Source organism: Streptomyces sp. NPDC028298, from assembly GCF_055565895.1.
The window spans coordinates 37,757-56,627 of sequence record NZ_JBVHTL010000011.1 but is presented as its reverse complement, the minus strand read 5'-3'; the positions used below and the strand labels follow the sequence as shown (position 1 = coordinate 56,627).

Here is an 18,871-nt window from a genome sequence, read left to right as displayed (position 1 = left end):
ACGGGGCCCCCGGGGAATGGTGTCAGATCAACGGCGGAGCAAGGGCTGCTGCCCCGACGCTCGCCCCCCGAAACCTGGACCCCGGCCCTTGGTCCCGATCACCGCAAGGCGCCAGGACCACGGCCGTCCCCCGCGAAAGGCGACGGCCGAGCCCAACCCTACCGGCCCAGATATACGGAGGTCAGTGCTCAGGTGACTCAACCGCCGCCGAAGTGACCAGTTCTGTCAGTACGCCGTGGCAATCCTTGGGGTGCAGGAACGTGATCCGGGACCCCATGGACCCGGTCCGGGGCTGGTCGTAGAGCACCCGGACGCCCTTGGAGCGGATGTCGGCGGCGTCACCGTCGACATCCGCGGTGCCGAAGGCGATGTGGTGCACGCCCTCGCCGTTCTTGGCCAGCCACTTGCCCACGGCCGAGTCCTCGCGGGTGGGTTCCAGGAGCTGGAGGTAGGAGGCGCCGCCGTCGGACGTCTCGTTGATCTTGAGCATGGCCTCCCGCACGCCCTGCTCTTCGTTGACCTCGGAGTGGAAGACTTCGAAGCCGTACGTCGCACGGTAGAACTCGACAGTCTTGTCGAGGTCGAAACAGGCGATCCCGATGTGGTCGATTCGCGTCAGCATGGAGTCAGTGCAGCGCTCCCGGCGTGGTTACGCAACGTGCGCGCGATCACACTGCGGGCCGGATGACGGGTGGCCTACCGCTCAGTACATTCTCAGTAAACCCTCGTTCACTCCTCGGCTGTGCAGCCGGTAAGGGGATCGCACCTCATGTCTGGAACGAACAGCAACACCTCGGTGATCGTCGCGGGCGCCCGAACGCCCATGGGACGACTGCTGGGCTCGCTGAAGTCCTTCTCCGGGGCCGACCTCGGCGGCTTCGCGATCAAGGCGGCCCTCGACCGCGCCGGCATCGGCGGCGACCAGGTGCAGTACGTGATCATGGGCCAGGTGCTCCAGGCCGGGGCAGGGCAGATCCCGGCGCGCCAGGCCGCCGTCAAGGCGGGCATCCCCATGAACGTCCCGGCCCTCACCATCAACAAGGTGTGCCTCTCCGGCCTGGACGCCATCGCCCTGGCGGACCAGCTCATCCGCGCCGGCGAGTTCGACATCGTGGTCGCCGGCGGCCAGGAGTCCATGACGAACGCCCCGCACCTGCTCCCGAAGTCCCGCGAGGGCTTCAAGTACGGCGCCATCGAGATGCTCGACGCCATGGCCTACGACGGTCTGACGGACGCCTTCGAGAACATCGCCATGGGCGAGTCGACGGAGAAGCACAACACCCGTCTCGGCATCCAGCGTCCGGTGCAGGACGAGATCGCCGCCCTGTCCCACCAGCGCGCGGCCGCCGCCCAGAAGAACGGCCTCTTCGAGGCGGAGATCACACCGATCGAGATCCCGCAGCGCAAGGGCGAGCCGGTCGTCTTCAGCAAGGACGAGGGCATCCGCGCCGAGACGACCGCCGAGTCGCTCGGCAAGCTGCGTCCCGCCTTCGCCAAGGACGGCACCATCACCGCCGGCAGCGCCTCGCAGATCTCGGACGGCGCGGCCGCCGTGGTCGTGATGAGCAAGGCCAAGGCGCTGGAGCTCGGCCTGGAGTGGATCGCGGAGATCGGCGCCCACGGCAACGTGGCCGGCCCGGACAACTCGCTCCAGTCGCAGCCCTCGAACGCGATCCTGCACGCCCTCAAGAAGGAGGGCCTGGAGGTCGAGGACCTCGACCTGATCGAGATCAACGAGGCGTTCGCGGCGGTCGCGGTCCAGTCAATGAAGGACCTCGGCGTGTCCACGGAAAAGGTGAACGTCAACGGCGGCGCCATCGCCCTCGGTCACCCGATCGGCATGTCCGGCGCCCGCCTGGTGCTGCACCTGGCCCTCGAACTGAAGCGGCGCGGCGGCGGCGTCGGCGCGGCCGCCCTGTGCGGCGGCGGCGGTCAGGGCGACGCCCTGATCGTGCGGGTGGCCAAGGCCTGACCCGCGTTCGACCCACCGACCTCTCGTGAACGGAGCTGTGATGCAGGACGTCTCCTCGCTGGTGACCCAGGCCAGGGAAGGACGGCCGCGGGCGGTGGCCCGGCTGATCTCCCTCGTGGAGGGAGCGGCACCGCAGCTCCGTGAGGTCATGGCCGCGCTGGCCCCCCTGGCCGGCAACGCGTACGTGGTGGGCCTCACCGGCTCGCCCGGTGTCGGCAAGTCGACCTCGACGTCGGCGCTGGTGTCGGCCTACCGGCGGCAGGGCAAGCGGGTCGGCGTCCTCGCCGTCGACCCGTCCTCGCCGTTCTCCGGCGGGGCGCTGCTCGGCGACCGCGTCCGGATGTCCGACCACGCCTCGGACCCGGGCGTCTACATCCGCTCGATGGCCACCCGCGGCCACCTGGGCGGGCTGGCCTGGGCGGCCCCCCAGGCGATCCGCGTCCTGGACGCGGCGGGATGCGACGTGATCCTGGTCGAGACGGTGGGCGTCGGCCAGTCGGAGGTGGAGATCGCCTCCCAGGCCGACACCTCCGTCGTCCTCCTCGCCCCCGGCATGGGCGACGGCATCCAGGCCGCCAAGGCGGGAATCCTGGAGATCGGCGACGTGTACGTCGTCAACAAGGCCGACCGCGACGGGGCCGACGCCACCGCCCGCGAGCTCAACCACATGCTCAGCCTCGGCGAGTCCCGGGGGCCGGGGGACTGGCGGCCGCCGATCGTCAAGACGGTCGCCGCGCGCGGCGAGGGCATCGACGAGGTCGTCGAGGCCCTGGAGAAGCACCGGGCGTGGATGGAGGAGCGCGGGGTCCTGGCCGAGCGCCGGCGCGCGCGGGCGTCCCAGGAGGTCGAGACGATCGCGGTCACCGCGCTGCGCCGCCGCATCGGCGACCTCCACGGCGACCGCCGCCTGAGCGCCCTCGCGGAGCGCATCGTCGCCGGCGAACTCGACCCGTACGCGGCGGCGGACTCCCTGATCGAGGGCCTGAAGGAAGCCTGACCCCTACCGGGTGGGTACCGCTTCGGGCGCGGGTGCGTCCTCCCGCTCCCGGGCCGGGAGACGCGCCCCGGCGCGCTGAGGCGCGAAGCGGTGCGCCGCACACGACCGAGTGCACCCACCGGACGGCACGCCCCCTCGCGGGGCGACTCGACGCGGTAGACCGGGGATGCCCCGGGAGACGGCGCGCCGGGGGAGCGCGAGCGAAAAGGCCTGGCCGGCTTGTCGTGGGCGCTGTTACGTTGAGGGCATGTTCCTTCTCTTGGCGTAGGCGCCGCTCAGGCCCGCGACGTGGACACGGCACCGTGGCCGTGGCGTCGCGGCACTCCGGCGACCCTGTCCCGCCTCGGTGTTGAGGAACTCCACCCATGTCTGCGTCACCCACGCGGCCGTCCTACGCCGCGCTCTTCCGCATGCCCCACGCCCGCCGCACCTTCGCGGCGGCCATGACCGGCCGTCTCTCGTACGGCGTCGTCTCCCTGGCCATGATGCTCACCACGACCCGCGCCACCGGTTCGTACGCCGTGGCCGGCACGGTCATGGCGCTGTTCGGCGCGGCGAGCGTCTTCCTGTCGCCCGCACGGGCGGCCTTGATCGACCGGTACGGCGCCCGCCGTGCCCTGATCCCCATGGCCTCGCTCTACGCGGGCCTGCTCACGGCCTTCGCGCTCACCGCCTGGCGCCCCGGCGCCCCCGTCCCGGCGATCGGCGTGCTCGCGGTCGCCGCGGGTGCCTGGACCCCGCCGCTCGGCCCCACGATGCGCGCCGTGTGGGGCGAAGTGATCCAGGACGAACGGCTGTTGCAGCGCGCCTACAGCCTGGACGGCGTCGTCGAGGAGATCCTCTTCGTCTCCGGCCCCCTGGTCGTCGGCGCGGTCGTCCAGACGGCACCGCCCGCCGCCGCCGTCGCGCTCAGCGCCCTGCTGGTGTGGTCGGGAACCCTGGCGTTCGTCCTGTCCCCGCTCGTGGCGGGCGTCCGTCCGCCCGCGGCGCGCACGGAACACGGGCGGGGGCCCGGCGGGCGAGGCGGCCGGGCCCTGGGGCGGGCCCTGGCCCGGCCCGTCGTCGTGGCCGCCGGCGTCGGCCTCTCCCTAGGCGCGGTCGACCTCCTGGTCATGGCCTTCGCCGAGCGCCACCATCACGGCGGGGGCGTGGTGGCCTGGGTGCTCGCCGCACTGTCGCTGGGCAGCGCCCTGGGCGGGCTGCTGAACGGCGCGGTCGACTGGCGCGCGGCCCCCGGCGTACGGCTGCCGCTGCTGGCCGGCGCCCTCGGCCTCGCGCTGCTCGGGGCGGGGCTCGCCCAGAGCCTCGGGGCGCTGGCGGTGGCCGTCGCCTGCGCCGGCTTCTTCGTCGCCCCGGCCCTGACGACCTCGTACCTGATGGCCGACGCGGCCGCTCCGCCGGGCTTTCGCACCCAGGCCGGCGCCTGGGTCAACACCGCGGTGAACGCGGGCGGTTCGGTGGGCACCGCAGGTGCGGGCCTGCTGGTGGGCCGGTTGCCGCTGGGGCTGTGCTTCGCGGTCTCGGGCGCGGCCGCGATGGCGGCGGCCCTGAGCTGCGTGCGGAACGCACGGACCCCGCGTCCGGGTGCGGACGCGGGGAACCGTGCGGGCGACGGTGCGCGGCCCGAGGTGACGGACGGCGCGCGACTGTCCGGCTGAGGACCGCCGTCGGGACCGGGCCACGACGACGTGCCCGGTCCTACGGCTTGCCGCGCTGCCCCAGCAGGTGTTCGGCGATCGGACGCAGCGACTTGTGCAGGTCCTCGAGCGCCTCGGGTGACAGCAGGTCGATGAAGTGCCGTCGCACGGACGCCACATGATGCGGGGAGACCTTCTTCATGGTCTCCATGCCGTGCTCGGTGAGGACCGCGTACAGCCCCCGGCGGTCGGACTCGCAGTTCTCCCGGCGCACCAGGTCCGCGTTCTCCATGCGCGTGATCTGGTGCGAGAGCCGGCTCTTGGACTGGAGGGTGGCGGACGCCAGATCGCTCATCCGCATGCGGACGCCCTCCGACTCGGAGAGGTTCACCAGGATCTCGTAGTCGTTCATCGTCAGCCCGAACGGCTGAAGGTCCCTCTCAAGCTGGTACGTCAACAGCCTGTTGACCTCCAGGTGGGTGCGCCAGGCGCACTGCTCCGCATCGGTCAGCCAGCGCGTGGCCGTCTCGGTCTCCATGAATGAAGTCTACCTAAAATGTTGAAATGCGAACTAGTGAGGGGTTGTGTGACCGTGCGCACGTGTTCGATGTGCGTTCGACGTCACACTCCGCAGACTACCGCTCACAGCCCGAAGCGACGCTGGAGGTCCCCGAGCTGTCCGGGAAGGCGCGGTGCCCCCGCCTGCTGCCCGTGCTGACCGGGCGCCCCTCCCGCGCCGGGCACTCCCGCCTGGTGCGGGACCGCCCCCGTGGCCTGCTCCGCCATCAGGATCTCGGTGGACTGGAGCAGCACCGTGCCCGCGCCCACGAACTCGAACTGATGCTCCTCGCCGGAGGCCCCTCCGAGGCCCGTCATCGCACGTAGACCGCCCATCACGCCTGTCATGTACCCGTGGTCGTAGTGGTGGCACGGGGAGGGGCAGTCGGCCCAGCCCACGAGGGCCTGCGGGTCCACCCGGATCGGGGGTTCCATGAACACCACCGGACCGTTGGACGCGGCCACGAACTTGCCGGTTCCGATCAGTGTCAGAAAGCCCGGCACGATCGACTGCTTGAGCGCGAGACTTGGCTGAAAAGCGAGCAAGTTGCCGGAGCGAATGGTCAGGTTGCCGTCGTCGAGATCGTACGAATTCACGTCGAAGGCCCGGTCGGCGAGCAGCATCTTGCCCGAACCCTGGGCCACGACCCAGTCGCTCGCGTGCAGTGGCGAATGGAACGACGTACGGACAAGACGGTCAAGTCGACCGTGTCCGATGCCGTTGAACTCCATCGATCCGTAGTAGGCGATCATCTTGCCCTTCTGCAGGAACCACTCGCTCCCTTTGAGCTCCACGCAGAAGGTGTAGTTGTTGACGTTGTCGTCGACCGGCAGCGACATCGGATCATGGATCACCGGACCGCCGGGGGCTCCGTACCCGCTCACAGCTTCTCCTCCGAGGCCTGGACGTACACCGAACCGCTGCCGCTCAGCTCGAGCTGGAACGCCTCGCCCGAACCGCGTCCCACCATGTCGCGCCAGCCCAGCGCCGTGGACAGCTTGTTGCGCACGTCGCCGTGGTGGGCCACGTACGCCTGCGGGTCGACGTGCACCGCGCGCTGCGGAGTGATCGGGACCTCGAAGACGCCGCCGTGCGCCATGACGGCGACGGCCCCGTGCCCCTTGAGCGTGGTCGTGAAGAGCCCCTGCCCGGTCACCTGACCCCGCACCATGCCCATGACGCCGCCCTGCGAGCCCAGGAACATCGTGCCCTGCTGGAGCGTCCCGTCGAACGCCAGCAGCCGGTCCGCCTCCACGTACAACGTGTCACCCGTGAGGCTGATCACGTGCACGTGGTGGCCGCCGTGCCCGAAGAGCACCGTGCCCGAACCCTCCACGGTCATCAGGGGGGTCGCCTCGTTGGCCAGGCGGCGGCCGATCATCGACATCACCCCGCCCTGCCCGCCCTGGATGTTCGGGGTGAACGACACCTCGCCCTTGTACGCGAGCATCGCGCCGCGCTGACTGAACAGCCGCTGCCCCGGCACGACCGTCGCCTCGACCATCTTCGAGTTCACCTCGCGGAACGCCATCTCACACATCCCCCGCGATCGTGTTGCGCTCACTGGGCTGGACGTAGACCAGACCGTCGCCCTCGAAGCGCATCTGGAACGCCTCGCCGCCGCCCTCCCCGAGGAACGTGCGGAACGTCACACCGGACTGCAGCGACTGCCGCACGTTGCCCTGGTGCGCGATGTAGGCCCCCGGGTCGACCGTCAGCGGGTACTGCGCGCTGACCCGCAGGACCACCGCGGGCCCGTCCGACATGATCGCCGCCTGGCCGTGGCCCTCGACGGTGGTCGTGAACAGACCGTTGCCCTGCGAGGCGCCGCGCAGCCCCGTGAACGTCGTGCCCGTGCGCAGACCGGCGTTCGTGGCGAGCAGATTGCTCGACTCCACGTACAGCTTGTCCCCCTGAAGGGCCACCAGATTGATCTCCGAGGCCCGGTCCGCGAACCAGCAGGTGCCGTGCCCCTTCACCTCCATCACCGTCATCTGCTCGCCGGTGAGGCGCCGGGTCACCATCCCCCGGAGTCCCTCACCGCCCCCGCTGAGCTTCTTGAAGGCCATCTGGCCGTCGTACGCGACCATGGAGCCGTTCTTCGCCTTCACGGCGTCCCCGGTCATGTCGACGGCCAGCACCTTGCTGCCCTGAAGTCGAAACATCGCCACGCAGTGAAGGTAGCCGCACGGCCGGAGCACCGACAGAGCCCCCGGGTGGATCCCGTCCCTGATCCGCCCCCTAGGGGTGCGCCGCCTCCGCTGCCGGTCCCGGGCCGTCCGGTGTCGCCCGTGTCGTCGAGGCCCCCGGACCCGGGATCGCGCGCGCCGGATGCCACAATGGCCGGGACGCTTGTGCTTGCGTTCACAAGCCGGGCGTTCCCCCGACAGCGAATCCCACCGAAGGTGACCCGTGGACATAAAGACCGCCACCGCACTCCGCCGGCTCCGCCTGGTCTCGGCCCCCGAAGCCGTTTCCTTCCTGCTGCTGCTCGTCTGCTCGGTGCTGAAGCGGACCACGGACTTCAACGCCGTCCCCGTCATGGGCGCGGTCCACGGCGTCCTCTTCGTCCTGTACGTGATCTTCTGGGCGGACGCCTGGAACCGCGCCCGGTGGAGCGCCCGTACCGGCGTCCTCTACTTCGTCCTCTCCGTCCTGCCCACCGGCGGCTTCTTCGCCGAGCGCAAGCTCAAGCGCGAGGCCGAGGACGCGGTCGTCGCCTCCCGTTCCTTCGGCGAAGGAGCCGTGAAGGCATGATCGTCGCCTTCTCCGTGACGCCGCTCGGCGTCGGCGAGGACGTGGGGGAGTACGTCGCCGACGCCGTCCGTGTGGTCCGCGAGTCGGGCCTGCCCAACCGCACCGACGCGATGTTCACCTCGGTCGAGGGCGAGTGGGACGAGGTGATGGCCGTCGTCAAGCGCGCCGTCGCCGCCGTCGAGGCACGCGCGCCCCGCGTCTCGCTCGTCCTCAAGGCGGACATCCGCCCCGGCGTGACGGACGGCCTCACCTCCAAGGTGGAGACGGTGGAGCGGCATCTGTCGGCATGACGTCATGACGCCATGACCGCATGACCACATGACGGTATGTCGGCATTGCGGGAGAGCGCCCGGCGCGGCCCCGCGGCGAGAACCCCGGTCCCCAGGACCGGGGTTCTCGCATGTCCGGACCGCTCCCGCGTCACCCGCCCCGCGCGGACGGGTGGTTCCCCCGCCGGGGCCGGAGGGCCGTCCGGCGACGAAAGACCACCCGCCCGCCCGCCGCCGCACCCCTTCGGCCCCGCCCCGCTCGACGTGTCGCGAAAACTCCACTTATGTGTGGGTACCAGCGATCACGATCACCGGACGCGTCGAACCACGGGAGGGCGATGTGCGGCCCGCGGGCTACGACTACGACACCCACAGCCGTCTCGCCGGACCCCTGACCGAGCCGTCCGGCACCGGCTACCGGGTGCGGTACACCAAGCTCCTGGCGCGCGAGCCGCACCGAATAGGCGCCATCGTCCTGATGACCCTCGCCCCGGTGCTCACCGGCGCGCTCCTCGTCTACCTCGTGTGGCCCACCCACTGGGCGGGACGCCAGGGCGGCACGCCCTGGATGACCGCCCTCGACACCACGATGCTCGTCGCGATCGGCCTGATCGAACTCTTCATGGTCGTCAACGTCCTGAGCATCGCGCACGCGACGATGGTCGCCCGCGACCCCGTGCCCGTCCGTCCCGCGCACGGGACCCGGGTCGCCTTCCTCACCACCTACGTCCCGGGAAAGGAACCCCTCGCCACGGTCCGGGCCACCCTCGAGGCCGCGGCCGCGCTCACCCACACCGGTCCCCTCGACGTCTGGCTGCTCGACGAGGGCGACGACGACCAGGCCAGAGCCCTCTGCGCCGAGCTCGGCGTCCGGCACTTCACCCGGTTCGGCGTGCCCGAGTGGAACCGCCCCGAGGGCCGCCACAAGGCCCGTACCAAGCACGGCAACTACAACGCGTGGCTCGACCTGTACGGGCACGCCTACGATTTCTTCGCCTCCGTCGACACCGACCACGTCCCGCTGCCCGGATTCCTCGACCGCATGATGGGCTACTTCCGGGACCCCGACGTCGCGTTCGTCGTCGGCCCCCAGGTGTACGGGAACTACGACAACCCCGTCACCAAGGCCGCCGAGTCCCAGCAGTTCCTCTTCCACGCCCTCATCCAGCGCGCCGGGAACCGCTACGGCTCACCCATGTTCGTCGGCACCAACAACGTCGTCCGGATCGCCGCGCTCCGGCAGATCGGCGGGCTGTACGACTCCATCACCGAGGACATGGCCACCGGGTTCGAGGTGCACCGGCACCGCAACCCCCGCACCGGCCGGCACTGGCGGTCCGTCTACACCCCGGACGTGCTCGCCGTCGGCGAGGGCCCCTCCACCTGGACCGACTTCTTCACCCAGCAGACGCGCTGGTCCCGCGGCACCTACGAGACGCTGGCCAAGCAGTACGGGAAGGCGCTGTTCACCATGCCCCCCGGCCGGCTCCTCTCGTACACGCTGATGCTCCTCTACTACCCGATGACGGCCGTCAACTGGCTCCTGGGCATGCTGAGCTGCTTCCTCTTCCTGTGGTTCGGGGCGTCCGGGACACAGGTCAGCGCGTCCCTGTGGCTGATGCTGTACGGCGACGCCGCCGCCCTCCAGATCTGCCTGTACCTGTGGAACCGGCGGCACAACGTCTCGCCGCACGAGCCCGAGGGATCCGGCGGCCTGGCCGGCATGGCGATGTCGGCCCTGTCGGCCCCCGTCTACCTGAAGGCGCTCGGCGAGGCGGTCGTCCGCCGCCCCAGCCGCTTCGTCGTCACCCCGAAGGGCCACGACGCGAGCCCCGACCGGCTCGGGACCTTCCGTGTCCATCTCGGCTGGGCCGCGCTGCTGGCCGTCTCGCTCGGCGCCTCCGCCGTCCTCGGCCACACCCACCCGGCCATGCGGACCTGGGCGCTGCTGGCCATGGGCATCGCGCTGGCACCGGTCGCGGTCTGGATCCGCACCCGTGCCGGGGAACGCCGCACCCGGCCCCCGGCGCCCACCTCGGTCCGCGTTCCCGACAGCCGCGAATCGGTGGCGGCCACGCCCGTCACGGTCACCGGCTCCCCGACAGGAGGCACCTAGGCCATGGCCCACCGGCCCTCGAAGAAGACCAGGAAGACGCTGCTCGGCATCACCGGCATCGCCGTCCTCGCGGCACTCAACGCCCCGGCCGCGCTCGGCTTCGCCGGTGAGAAGTACCACGAGTACGAGATCTCCCGCCCCGCCTACCAGGCGAAGTACGGCTCCTGGAGCGGTGTCGACATCCCCGCCCGCTACCGCACCAACGCGATCCACGCGGCCCTCCTGCACACCGGGAAGGTGCTCATCGTCGCCGGGTCGGGCAACGAGCAGAAGAAGTTCGACCAGGGGACCTTCGACACCGTCCTGTGGGATCCGAGGACGGACACCTTCAAGAAGATCCCCACGCCGGACGACTTCTTCTGCTCCGGACACGCCCAGCTCCCCGACGGCAGGCTGCTCGTGGCCGGCGGCACCGCCCGCTACGAGAAGCTGGACGGCGAGGTCGTACGGGCCGCCGGCGGCATGCGCGTGAAGAACGAGAACCCCGACAAGACGATCGTCCTCAAGAAGGGCACGGTCTTCCGCTCACCCGCCGGTGTCGACTACGTCAGCAGGGTCGACGTGACGGTCCCGAGGGCCCGGCGGAACCAGATCATCACCTACGACCGCAAGGGCGCCATGCAGCCCTGGAGGACGGAGGTGACCGCCGGGGAGGCCCGCGTCTTCGTCGAGGCCGAGGAGAGGGGACCGGGGTCCGTCACCGACCGGCAGGCCCAGTACGAGATCGTCGGCCTGCGCGGCGAGGACGCGTACAACACGTACGGCCTCTCGGAGAAGATCACCCTGGAGAAGCAGGACTTCCAGGGCATCAGGGCCGCCTACGAGTTCGACCCGAAGGCCGAGCGGTACGTCCCCGTCGACCCGATGGACAAGGCCCGCTGGTACCCGACCCTCGTGGGGCTCGACGACGGACGGGTCCTCGCCGTCTCCGGCCTCGACGACGTCGGGGTCATCGACCCCGGCGACACCGAGATCTACGACCCGGTGACGAAGAAGTGGGGACCCGGCCCCCACCGCTACTTCCCCACCTATCCGGCCCTCTTCCTCACCAAGGGCGGCAAGCTCTTCTACCCGGCCTCCAACGCCGGGTACGGGCCCGCCGACCAGGGCCGCGAGCCGGGCCTGTGGGACCCGCGGACCAACACCTTCCAGAAGGTGCCCGGCCTGCGGGACGCCGACCGGACCGAGACCTCCTCGTCGGTCCTGCTCCCGCCCGCCCAGGACCAGAAGGTGATGATCCTCGGCGGCGGAGGCGTCGGCGAGTCCCGGAAGTCCACCGCCCGCACCGCCGTCGTCGACCTCAAGAAGGACAGCCCGGTCTTCGAGGCCGGGCCCGACCTGCCCCAGGGCACCCGCTATCTGAACAGCGTGATCATGCCGGACGACACCGTCTTCACCACCAACGGCTCCCGCGACTACCGCGGCCGCGGCGCCAGCAACATCCTCAAGGCGCAGTTCTACGATCCCCGCACCAACACCTTCACCGAGGCCGCGTCCCCGCGCGTGGGCCGCAACTACCACTCCGAGGCGCTGCTCCTGCCCGACGGCCGGGTCGCCACCTTCGGCTCGGACCCGCTCTTCGACGACCGGAAGAACACCAAACTGGGCCACTTCGAACAGCGCATGGAGGTCTTCACCCCACCCGCCCTGCACCGCGACGGCGCCGCCCGCCCGGTGCTCGGGGCGGGCCCCGAGGAACTCGACGCGAACCACCGGGCGACCTTCGCCACCGGCCACCCCGAACGGGTCGTCAAGGCACGGCTGATGCGGCCGAGCGCCGTCACCCACACCACGGACGTCGAACAGCGGTCCGTCGAGCTGGGGCTGACGAAGACCGCGGGCTCGGTCACCGTCGAGGTGCCGAGGGATCCGGCGCTGGTGCCGCCGGGCTGGTACATGCTCTTCGTGACGGACGCGCGGGGCACACCGTCCGAGGCGAAGTGGATCCACGTCAGGTGACGCCGGGCGCGGGGTGTCCTGCGCGGGACCGCCGCGGCCCTCAGCCGGTCGAGCCGCGCGCCAGCTCCAGGGCGTACTCCGGCCACCACCGGCCGGCCGGCGGTCCGCCCCCGCACTCCCCGTCCGACTCGCCGGGCCGCTTGATCCACAGGTAGGCGTCGAGGACGGGCTCGCCGGTGGCCGTGGTCGGCCGGGTGCCCAGGGCCCGGCCCGGCGGGTTGCACCACACCCCCTCCAGCGGGCCGTTGCCGTTGCGGCTGGTGTCGACCACGAAGTGCTTGCCGCCCAGCCGTGCCGAGAGACGGACGCCGTACTCCCTGCTGACCTTGTCCGTCTGGAAGTTGGACACGTTGAGCGCGAAACCGTCGGCGTGCGCGACGCCCGCGCGTTCCAGGGGTCCGACCAGCCGCTCCGCGTCGGGGATCCAGGACGGGTTCCCGGCGTCCAGGTACACCTTGGTGCGCGGCCGGCCCTTCAGCCGGACGACCGCCTCGCCGAGCAGCCGCTCGCGCTCGTCGTGGTACTCGGCGGGCGTACAGCCGTCCACGATGTGGGCGATCGCGTCCGGCTCCAGGACCACCAGGGCCCGGCCGTCACCGAGGGCGTCGGCGAACCTGCCGATCCACCGGCGGTAGGCGTCCGCGTCCGCCGCCCCGCCCGCCGAGTGCTGGCCGCAGTCCCGGTGCGGGATGTCGTACGCCACGAAGACCGCCGTCCGCCCCTCCCGGTCCGCGGACGCGATCGCCGACCGGACCGCCGGACCCGGGTCGAGCTCGCCCGCCGGCCACAGGGCGACGGGCTCGTCCGCGATCCGCCTCAGCAGCGCGGCGTCCCCGGCCCGGCCCTGCCGGCGCCACAGCTCGATCTGCCGCGCCGCCGGGCCCCGCGGGTCGACCCAGAAGGGCGAGCCGGCGGCGGGGCCCGACCGCTTCGAGGCGCCGCCGGTGACCGGGGCCCGGCCGGCCTCGGGCGCGGACGTGCAGCCCGCCGTGAGCGCGAGCGCCGCGAGGACCGCGAGGGCGTGGATCAGCCGGGGCATGCCGCTCCCTTGCGCGAAGGTGACGTACGGTCATCAATCGTGGCACAGCGGGCCATGGCGACGGGGGAGGCCGCGTCGCGCGGTGGGCGGGCCGGGCACCCGGGACGCCGGTCCCGCCGGCGGTCCTGCGTCAGCCGCCGCCCGAGGCCAGCGCGATCCCGAGCGGAGTCCGCTCGTACAGCACCTGGTGCCCGTACCGGCGCGAGACGAGCAGGCCCGCGTCGCGCAGGGCGGTGAGATGCGCGGAGACGGACGACGGAGCCAGCCGCAGCCGGTGCGCGAGCGAGGTCGTCCCGGCCGGTTCGTCGAGCGCGGTGAGCACACCGGCGCGGCCGCGCCCGAGGAGGCGTACGAGCGCCTCGGGGGTGCGGTCGGCCGGCTCGGTCCACAGGCCGCCGATGCCGCGCGCGGGGTAGACGAGCGTCGCCTGCCACGGCGGCTCGAAGCCGCTGATCACGTCCGGCCAGGAGAACACGCTCGGCATGAGGACCAGGCCCTGGCCGGCCAGGTGCCGTTCGTGCAGGCCCCCGACCTCGACGGTCAGCGTGTGCGAGCGCCAGCCGAAACGCCGGTCGATCTCCGGCAGCAGCCCGCCGAGGCCCACCTCGGCCAGCCGCCGGGAGTGGAAGGCGACATCGGCGTCCAGCAGGGCGCGCAGCCGTGGCCAGTCCGGTTCCACGAGGGTGTGCCAGGCCTGTTCCAGCAGGTCCGTCAAATCCCGCACCATACGCACCGGGTCGGCCAGCAGGGCCCGGCCGCGCGGCGAGTCCAGCGCGCCGGGGGTGTCGGCGAGCGAGCGCGCGCTCTCCTCGCGGGCCACGTCCGGATCGGCCGCGCGGAGGGCGGCGATCTCCTCCTCGAAGCTCGCCGCCGGGCCCAGCGGTGGCGGTCCGAGCCAGTCGGGGGAGTAGCCGCGCTGCGGCATCAGCAGCCACAGCGGGGTGAGGTCGAGCCCGGCGGCGGCCGCGCGCATGCGGCGCAGCCAGGGTGCGTGATAGCCGTGCCGCGCGGGCCGGTCGAGCGTGCGGACCGCTTCCTGCGTCTCCCACAGCGGCGACACCGCGAACCGGCAGTTGAGGAGGTCGTCCTCCCCGAAGTGCAGCAGTGACGGCATGAACGACCCCAGAAGATTCGGCTGACGCCGAAACTTTACGCGGCCGGGGCCGGGCCGGGCACGCTGTCGCCCATGCCGGAAGCAGAGACGAAGGGCACGACGACCGTGCCCACCGAGGCGCGCGCCACCGACGGGAACACCGCGCCGCCCGCCACGGGGGACCCGACCACGCCGCCGCGGGACGCCGCGGAGAGGACCGCCGGGCCCGCCCCGGAGGGCGCCGCCGGGCCGGTGACGCCCCCGTCGGAGCGCGACCCGGAGGGGGCACCCGCGCGGAGCGGGTACGGTCCCGTGTTCGCCGTGCCCGAGTTCCGTGCCGTCTTCGTGGCGCACGCGTTCTCGCTGCTCGGGCTCGTCGTCAGCGAGATCGCCCTCTCCGTCCTCGTCTACGGGCTGACCGGCTCCCCGCTGCTCAGCGCCCTGACCTTCGCGCTCGGCTTCCTGCCCTACCTGATCGGCGGGACCCTGCTCGCCGGCGTCGCGGACCGCTTCCCGGCCCGCCGCGTCCTGGTCGTGTGCGATCTGGTGTGCGCGGGCTGTGTGGCCGTGATGGTGCTGCCGGGCGCGCCCGTCGCGGTGCTGCTCGTGATGCGGGCCGCGCTCGCCCTGGTCGCCCCGGTCTTCCAGGGGACGCGGACGGCGACCCTCGCGGACGTCCTCGGCGACGGGGAACTGTTCGTGCTCGGCCGCTCCCTGCTGCGGATCCTGTCGCAGAGCGCGCTGCTCGCCGGCTTCGGGACCGGCGGCCTGCTCCTCACCGTCGTCTCCCCGCGCCACGCGCTCCTCGTCACGGTGTGCACGTTCCTCGCCTCCGCCGTCCTGCTGCGCTTCGGCACCCGGTGGCGGCCCGCGCGGGCGGACCGGGGCCAGGCGCTCGTGCGCGACTCCCTGCGCGGTGCCCGGCAGGTGCTGGCCGACCGGCGGATCCTCGTGCTGCTCCTGCTGTTCTGGGTGCCGTCGATGTTCGTGGTCGCGCCGGAGGCGCTGGCGGCGCCGTACGCCGAGGGGCTCGGGGCCGGTACGGCCGGGCTGGGCCTGCTGATGTGCGCGCTGCCCGTCGGCACGATCGCGGGGGAGCTGTTCGCGGGTTCCCGGCTGCGGCCGGCGACCCGGGGCCGGCTCACGCTCCCGCTGGTCTGCGTCACGCTGCTGCCCTACGCCGCGTACGCGCTGCGGCCCGGTCTCGGCTGGACGCTGGTCCTGCTGGTGCTCGCGGGGGCCGGATCCGCGTACACCCTCGGCCTGGACCAGTGGTTCGTGCGGGCGGTGCCGGACGAACTGCTCGGACGGGCCATGACGTTGAACACGGCCGGGCTGATGACCCTCCAGGGCGTGGGGATGGCCCTGTCGGGCGTGGTGGCGGAGTTCGCCGGCGTGCGCACGACGATCGTGGGCGCGGGCGTCCTGGGCACCGCGGCCTGCGTGGCCCTGGCGGTGGCCGCCCGGCGCACGGAAGCCGACGCGACGCGTGACGAGGAAAACTCTGGCCGACGCCACCCGTGACGCTCTGGCCGACGCGACGCGTGACGGGGAGAAATCCCTGGCCGACGGGGAGTGGTGACGAGGAGAAATCCCTGACCGACGGGGAGCGGTGAGCGGGCTTCGGAGCCGCCCCGGACCCGGTTCCCGCGAGGGCGGAGACCGAAAAGCGAGACGGGGCTGACCACGATGTGACCGGCCGGTAAGGTCGTCGGCGTGCCGAAGCCGCTCAGCCTTGCCTTCGATCCCATCGCCCGCGCCGACGAACACTGGCGCCAGCGCTGGGGTTCCGTGCCGTCCATGTCCGCCATCACCTCGATCATGCGCGCGCACCAGATCCTGCTCGCCGAGGTGGACGCGGTCGTCAAGCCGTACGGGCTGACCTTCGCGCGCTACGAGGCGCTGGTGCTGCTCACCTTCTCCAAGGCGGGCGAGCTGCCGATGTCCAAGATCGGCGAGCGGCTCATGGTGCATCCGACGTCCGTCACGAACACGGTGGACCGGCTGGTGCGGTCCGGGCTCGTCGACAAGCGGCCGAACCCGAACGACGGCCGGGGCACCCTCGCCTCCATCACGGACAAGGGCCGCGAGGTCTGCGACGCGGCCACCCGCGATCTGATGGCGATGGACTTCGGGCTCGGGGTCTACGACGCCGAGGAGTGCGGGGAGATCTTCGCGATGCTGCGCCCGCTGCGCGTCGCCGCCCACGACTTCGACGAGGCGTAGCCGGGGGCCGGCCCGGCCATGGGGGGCCAGGGCCGGCGACGGGCGGGGAGCCCGGGGCGGCGCGCGGTGTGGGGGCGCCTGAAGATCGGCCGAAAAGGGTGGTTACCCTCGTGCCATGAAGAAGAGCGTGTTGACCCGCTACCGCGTCATGGCCTACGTCACCGGCGTGCTGCTGGTTCTGCTGTGCCTGAGCATGATCGCGAAGTACGGCATGGGCCTGGACGGAGCCGCGGACTTCACCCGTGTCGTCGCCATCGCGCACGGCTGGCTGTACGTCGTCTACCTGATCTTCGCCTTCGACCTGGGCTCCAAGGCGAAGTGGCCGGTCGGCAAGCAGCTCTGGGTGCTGCTGGCGGGCACGATCCCCACGGCCGCCTTCTTCGTCGAGCGGAACATCAGCCGCGAGCTGGAGTCCAAGGTCGCGGACGGTACTCCCGCGGTCGCCAAGGCCTGATCAACACCGCCGTACGCACACGTACGGCGGTTTGCCATCGACATTTACTAGGACGTCCTAGTAAATTCGAGGGTATGGACGCTCACGCCATCGAGGAAGGCCGCCGACGCTGGCAGGCCCGCTACGACGCGTCGCGCAAGCGCGACGCGGACTTCACCACGCTCTCCGGCGATCCCGTGGAGCCGGTGTACGGTCCCCGACCGGGGGACAACTACGAGGGCTTCGAGCGGATCGGCTGGCCCGGGGAGTACCCCTTCACGCGCGGGCTGTACGCGACCGGCTACCGGGGCCGTACGTGGACCATCCGGCAGTTCGCCGGGTTCGGCAACGCCGAGCAGACCAACGAGCGGTACAAGATGATCCTCGCCAACGGCGGCGGGGGCCTCTCGGTGGCCTTCGACATGCCGACGCTGATGGGCCGCGACTCGGACGACCCCCGTTCGCTCGGCGAGGTCGGGCACTGCGGTGTCGCGATCGACTCGGCGGCCGACATGGAGGTCCTGTTCCAGGACATCCCGCTCGGTGACGTCACCACGTCGATGACGATCAGCGGTCCCGCCGTGCCGGTCTTCTGCATGTACCTGGTCGCCGCCGAGCGGCAGGGCATCGACCCCGCCGTACTGAACGGCACGCTCCAGACGGACATCTTCAAGGAGTACATCGCGCAGAAGGAGTGGCTGTTCCAGCCCGAGCCGCATCTGCGCCTCATCGGCGACCTGATGGAGCACTGCGCCGAGAAGATCCCCGCGTACAAGCCGCTGTCCGTCTCCGGCTACCACATCCGCGAGGCCGGCTCCACGGCCGCGCAGGAGCTCGCCTACACGCTGGCGGACGGCTTCGGCTACGTGGAACTGGGGCTGTCCCGCGGCCTCGACGTGAACGTCTTCGCCCCCGGCCTCTCGTTCTTCTTCGACGCGCACGTCGACTTCTTCGAGGAGATCGCCAAGTTCCGCGCGGCCCGCCGGATCTGGGCCCGCTGGATGCGCGACGTGTACGGCGCCACCTCCGAGAAGGCGCAGTGGCTGCGCTTCCACACGCAGACCGCCGGCGTCTCGCTGACGGCCCAGCAGCCGTACAACAACGTCGTGCGCACCGCCGTGGAGGCGCTCGCCGCGGTCCTCGGCGGCACGAACTCGCTGCACACCAACGCCTTGGACGAGACCCTGGCCCTGCCCTCCGAGCAGGCGGCCGAGATCGCCCTGCGGACCCAGCAGGTGCTCATGGAGGAGACCGGCGTCGCCAACGTCGCGGACCCGCTGGGCGGTTCCTGGTACGTCGAGCAGCTCACCGACCGCATCGAGGCCGACGCGGAGAAGATCTTCGAGCAGATCAGGGAGCGCGGACTGCGGGCGCACCCGGACGGCAAGCACCCCATCGGGCCCATCACCTCCGGCATCCTGCGCGGGATCGAGGACGGCTGGTTCACCGGTGAGATCGCCGAGTCGGCGTTCCAGTACCAGCGCTCGGTCGAGAAGGGCGACAAGCGGGTCGTCGGTGTCAACGTCCACCACGGGTCCGTCACCGGCGACCTGGAGATCCTCCGGGTCAGCCACGAGGTGGAGCGCGAGCAGGTGCGGGTGCTGGCCTCGCGCAAGTCGGACCGCGACGAGGTCGCCGTGCGCGGCGCGCTGGACGCCATGCTCGCCGCCGCGCGCGACGGGGCGAACATGATCGCTCCCATGCTGGACGCCGTGCGGGCGGAGGCGACCCTGGGTGAGATCTGCGGGGTCCTGCGCGACGAGTGGGGCATCTACACGGAACCGGCGGGCTTCTGACCGCCCCGGGCAGCCAGG

Annotated in this window: 18 protein-coding genes; 11 read left to right on the top strand and 7 right to left on the bottom strand. The window is 71.7% G+C overall.

The annotated features are described in order from the left end of the window. Positions 1-181: 181 nt before the first annotated feature. Positions 182-622, bottom strand: coding sequence for a methylmalonyl-CoA epimerase (mce, locus tag ACZ4TO_RS36585; protein WP_382787320.1), 441 nt, complete (start codon positions 620-622; stop codon positions 182-184). 147 nt (positions 623-769) lie between these two features. Between mce and ACZ4TO_RS36580 the strand changes: the two genes are divergently transcribed. The 3 genes from ACZ4TO_RS36580 to ACZ4TO_RS36570 all read left to right on the top strand — a co-directional run bounded on the left by ACZ4TO_RS36580 (position 770) and on the right by ACZ4TO_RS36570 (position 4,627). Next, positions 770-1,972 (top strand): acetyl-CoA C-acetyltransferase, encoded by a 1,203-nt coding sequence (locus ACZ4TO_RS36580; RefSeq protein ID WP_355760401.1) that lies wholly within the window; start codon positions 770-772, stop codon positions 1,970-1,972. A 40-nt stretch (positions 1,973-2,012) separates the two neighbouring features. Continuing rightward, entirely contained in the window at positions 2,013-2,969 is a 957-nt protein-coding gene (gene meaB / locus ACZ4TO_RS36575; RefSeq protein ID WP_382788032.1) for a methylmalonyl Co-A mutase-associated GTPase MeaB, read from the top strand. A 365-nt stretch (positions 2,970-3,334) separates the two neighbouring features. Continuing rightward, on the top strand, positions 3,335-4,627 hold the full coding sequence (locus ACZ4TO_RS36570) for an MFS transporter (protein WP_468026442.1): 1,293 nt from the start codon (positions 3,335-3,337) through the stop codon (positions 4,625-4,627). Between the two features lie 40 nt (positions 4,628-4,667). On the opposite strand, the gene ACZ4TO_RS36565 is transcribed toward ACZ4TO_RS36570, so the two are convergent. The 4 genes from ACZ4TO_RS36565 to ACZ4TO_RS36550 form a co-directional block, all read right to left on the bottom strand. Beyond that, positions 4,668-5,144: a MarR family winged helix-turn-helix transcriptional regulator gene (locus ACZ4TO_RS36565; RefSeq protein ID WP_103550943.1), complete on the bottom strand. Its 477-nt coding sequence runs from the start codon at positions 5,142-5,144 to the stop codon at positions 4,668-4,670. 104 nt (positions 5,145-5,248) lie between these two features. Beyond that, positions 5,249-6,049, bottom strand: a complete 801-nt coding sequence (locus tag ACZ4TO_RS36560; protein ID WP_382787315.1) for an AIM24 family protein — start codon at positions 6,047-6,049, stop codon at positions 5,249-5,251. Then, positions 6,046-6,696, bottom strand: coding sequence for an AIM24 family protein (locus ACZ4TO_RS36555; protein WP_382787313.1), 651 nt, complete (start codon positions 6,694-6,696; stop codon positions 6,046-6,048). Before ACZ4TO_RS36555 ends, ACZ4TO_RS36560 begins: the two co-directional genes overlap by 4 nt. A 1-nt stretch (position 6,697) precedes the next feature. Beyond that, the gene (locus ACZ4TO_RS36550) at positions 6,698-7,330 is read right to left on the bottom strand and encodes an AIM24 family protein (RefSeq protein WP_468026543.1); all 633 of its coding nucleotides are present in this window, start codon (positions 7,328-7,330) and stop codon (positions 6,698-6,700) included. Positions 7,331-7,577: 247 nt separating this feature from the next. Here ACZ4TO_RS36550 and ACZ4TO_RS36545 point away from each other — a divergent pair, with 247 nt between their 5' ends. The 4 genes from ACZ4TO_RS36545 (at position 7,578) to glxA (ending at position 12,266) form a co-directional block, all read left to right on the top strand. Beyond that, the gene (locus ACZ4TO_RS36545; RefSeq protein WP_382787311.1) at positions 7,578-7,922 is read left to right on the top strand and encodes a DUF3817 domain-containing protein; all 345 of its coding nucleotides are present in this window, start codon (positions 7,578-7,580) and stop codon (positions 7,920-7,922) included. Continuing rightward, on the top strand, positions 7,919-8,212 hold the full coding sequence (locus ACZ4TO_RS36540; RefSeq protein ID WP_382787309.1) for an MTH1187 family thiamine-binding protein: 294 nt from the start codon (positions 7,919-7,921) through the stop codon (positions 8,210-8,212). The genes ACZ4TO_RS36545 and ACZ4TO_RS36540 overlap by 4 nt, the downstream gene beginning before the upstream one ends. Before the next feature lie 319 nt (positions 8,213-8,531). Further along, entirely contained in the window at positions 8,532-10,307 is a 1,776-nt protein-coding gene (locus tag ACZ4TO_RS36535; protein WP_468026542.1) for a glycosyltransferase family 2 protein, read from the top strand. Between the two features lie 3 nt (positions 10,308-10,310). Beyond that, positions 10,311-12,266: a radical copper oxidase GlxA gene (gene glxA / locus ACZ4TO_RS36530; RefSeq protein WP_468026441.1), complete on the top strand. Its 1,956-nt coding sequence runs from the start codon at positions 10,311-10,313 to the stop codon at positions 12,264-12,266. A gap of 40 nt (positions 12,267-12,306) precedes the next feature. Here glxA and ACZ4TO_RS36525 read toward each other — a convergent pair whose 3' ends face one another. Both ACZ4TO_RS36525 and ACZ4TO_RS36520 read right to left on the bottom strand, forming a co-directional pair. Further along, complete coding sequence (locus ACZ4TO_RS36525) at positions 12,307-13,305, bottom strand: glycoside hydrolase family 6 protein (protein WP_468026440.1); 999 nt, start codon at positions 13,303-13,305, stop codon at positions 12,307-12,309. A gap of 130 nt (positions 13,306-13,435) precedes the next feature. Beyond that, the gene (locus ACZ4TO_RS36520) at positions 13,436-14,419 is read right to left on the bottom strand and encodes an ArsR/SmtB family transcription factor (RefSeq protein WP_382787303.1); all 984 of its coding nucleotides are present in this window, start codon (positions 14,417-14,419) and stop codon (positions 13,436-13,438) included. Positions 14,420-14,491: 72 nt separating this feature from the next. On the opposite strand from ACZ4TO_RS36520, the gene ACZ4TO_RS36515 reads away from it, so the two are divergent. The 4 genes from ACZ4TO_RS36515 (at position 14,492) to ACZ4TO_RS36500 (ending at position 18,853) form a co-directional block, all read left to right on the top strand. Then, complete coding sequence (locus tag ACZ4TO_RS36515; protein WP_468026439.1) at positions 14,492-15,922, top strand: MFS transporter; 1,431 nt, start codon at positions 14,492-14,494, stop codon at positions 15,920-15,922. Positions 15,923-16,114: 192 nt separating this feature from the next. Next, positions 16,115-16,624, top strand: coding sequence for a MarR family winged helix-turn-helix transcriptional regulator (locus ACZ4TO_RS36510; RefSeq protein WP_382787299.1), 510 nt, complete (start codon positions 16,115-16,117; stop codon positions 16,622-16,624). Between the two features lie 115 nt (positions 16,625-16,739). Further along, positions 16,740-17,078 (top strand): DUF3817 domain-containing protein, encoded by a 339-nt coding sequence (locus tag ACZ4TO_RS36505; RefSeq protein WP_382787297.1) that lies wholly within the window; start codon positions 16,740-16,742, stop codon positions 17,076-17,078. Between the two features lie 74 nt (positions 17,079-17,152). Beyond that, positions 17,153-18,853 carry an acyl-CoA mutase large subunit family protein gene (locus ACZ4TO_RS36500; RefSeq protein ID WP_382787295.1) on the top strand — a complete coding sequence of 567 codons (1,701 nt, stop codon included), beginning with the start codon at positions 17,153-17,155 and terminating at the stop codon, positions 18,851-18,853. Positions 18,854-18,871: the final 18 nt, after the last annotated feature.

Coding starts and splice junctions, on each gene's coding strand:
- ACZ4TO_RS36580 (WP_355760401.1), top strand. CDS start 770: ATGTCTGGAACGAACAGCAACACCTCGGTGATCGTCGCGGGCGCCCGA.
- ACZ4TO_RS36500 (WP_382787295.1), top strand. CDS start 17,153: ATGGACGCTCACGCCATCGAGGAAGGCCGCCGACGCTGGCAGGCCCGC.
- ACZ4TO_RS36525 (WP_468026440.1), bottom strand. CDS start 13,305: ATGCCCCGGCTGATCCACGCCCTCGCGGTCCTCGCGGCGCTCGCGCTC.
- ACZ4TO_RS36555 (WP_382787313.1), bottom strand. CDS start 6,696: ATGGCGTTCCGCGAGGTGAACTCGAAGATGGTCGAGGCGACGGTCGTG.
- meaB (WP_382788032.1), top strand. CDS start 2,013: ATGCAGGACGTCTCCTCGCTGGTGACCCAGGCCAGGGAAGGACGGCCG.
- ACZ4TO_RS36550 (WP_468026543.1), bottom strand. CDS start 7,330: ATGTTTCGACTTCAGGGCAGCAAGGTGCTGGCCGTCGACATGACCGGG.
- ACZ4TO_RS36570 (WP_468026442.1), top strand. CDS start 3,335: ATGTCTGCGTCACCCACGCGGCCGTCCTACGCCGCGCTCTTCCGCATG.
- ACZ4TO_RS36520 (WP_382787303.1), bottom strand. CDS start 14,419: ATGCCGTCACTGCTGCACTTCGGGGAGGACGACCTCCTCAACTGCCGG.
- ACZ4TO_RS36505 (WP_382787297.1), top strand. CDS start 16,740: ATGAAGAAGAGCGTGTTGACCCGCTACCGCGTCATGGCCTACGTCACC.
- glxA (WP_468026441.1), top strand. CDS start 10,311: ATGGCCCACCGGCCCTCGAAGAAGACCAGGAAGACGCTGCTCGGCATC.
- mce (WP_382787320.1), bottom strand. CDS start 622: ATGCTGACGCGAATCGACCACATCGGGATCGCCTGTTTCGACCTCGAC.
- ACZ4TO_RS36540 (WP_382787309.1), top strand. CDS start 7,919: ATGATCGTCGCCTTCTCCGTGACGCCGCTCGGCGTCGGCGAGGACGTG.
- ACZ4TO_RS36515 (WP_468026439.1), top strand. CDS start 14,492: ATGCCGGAAGCAGAGACGAAGGGCACGACGACCGTGCCCACCGAGGCG.
- ACZ4TO_RS36565 (WP_103550943.1), bottom strand. CDS start 5,144: ATGGAGACCGAGACGGCCACGCGCTGGCTGACCGATGCGGAGCAGTGC.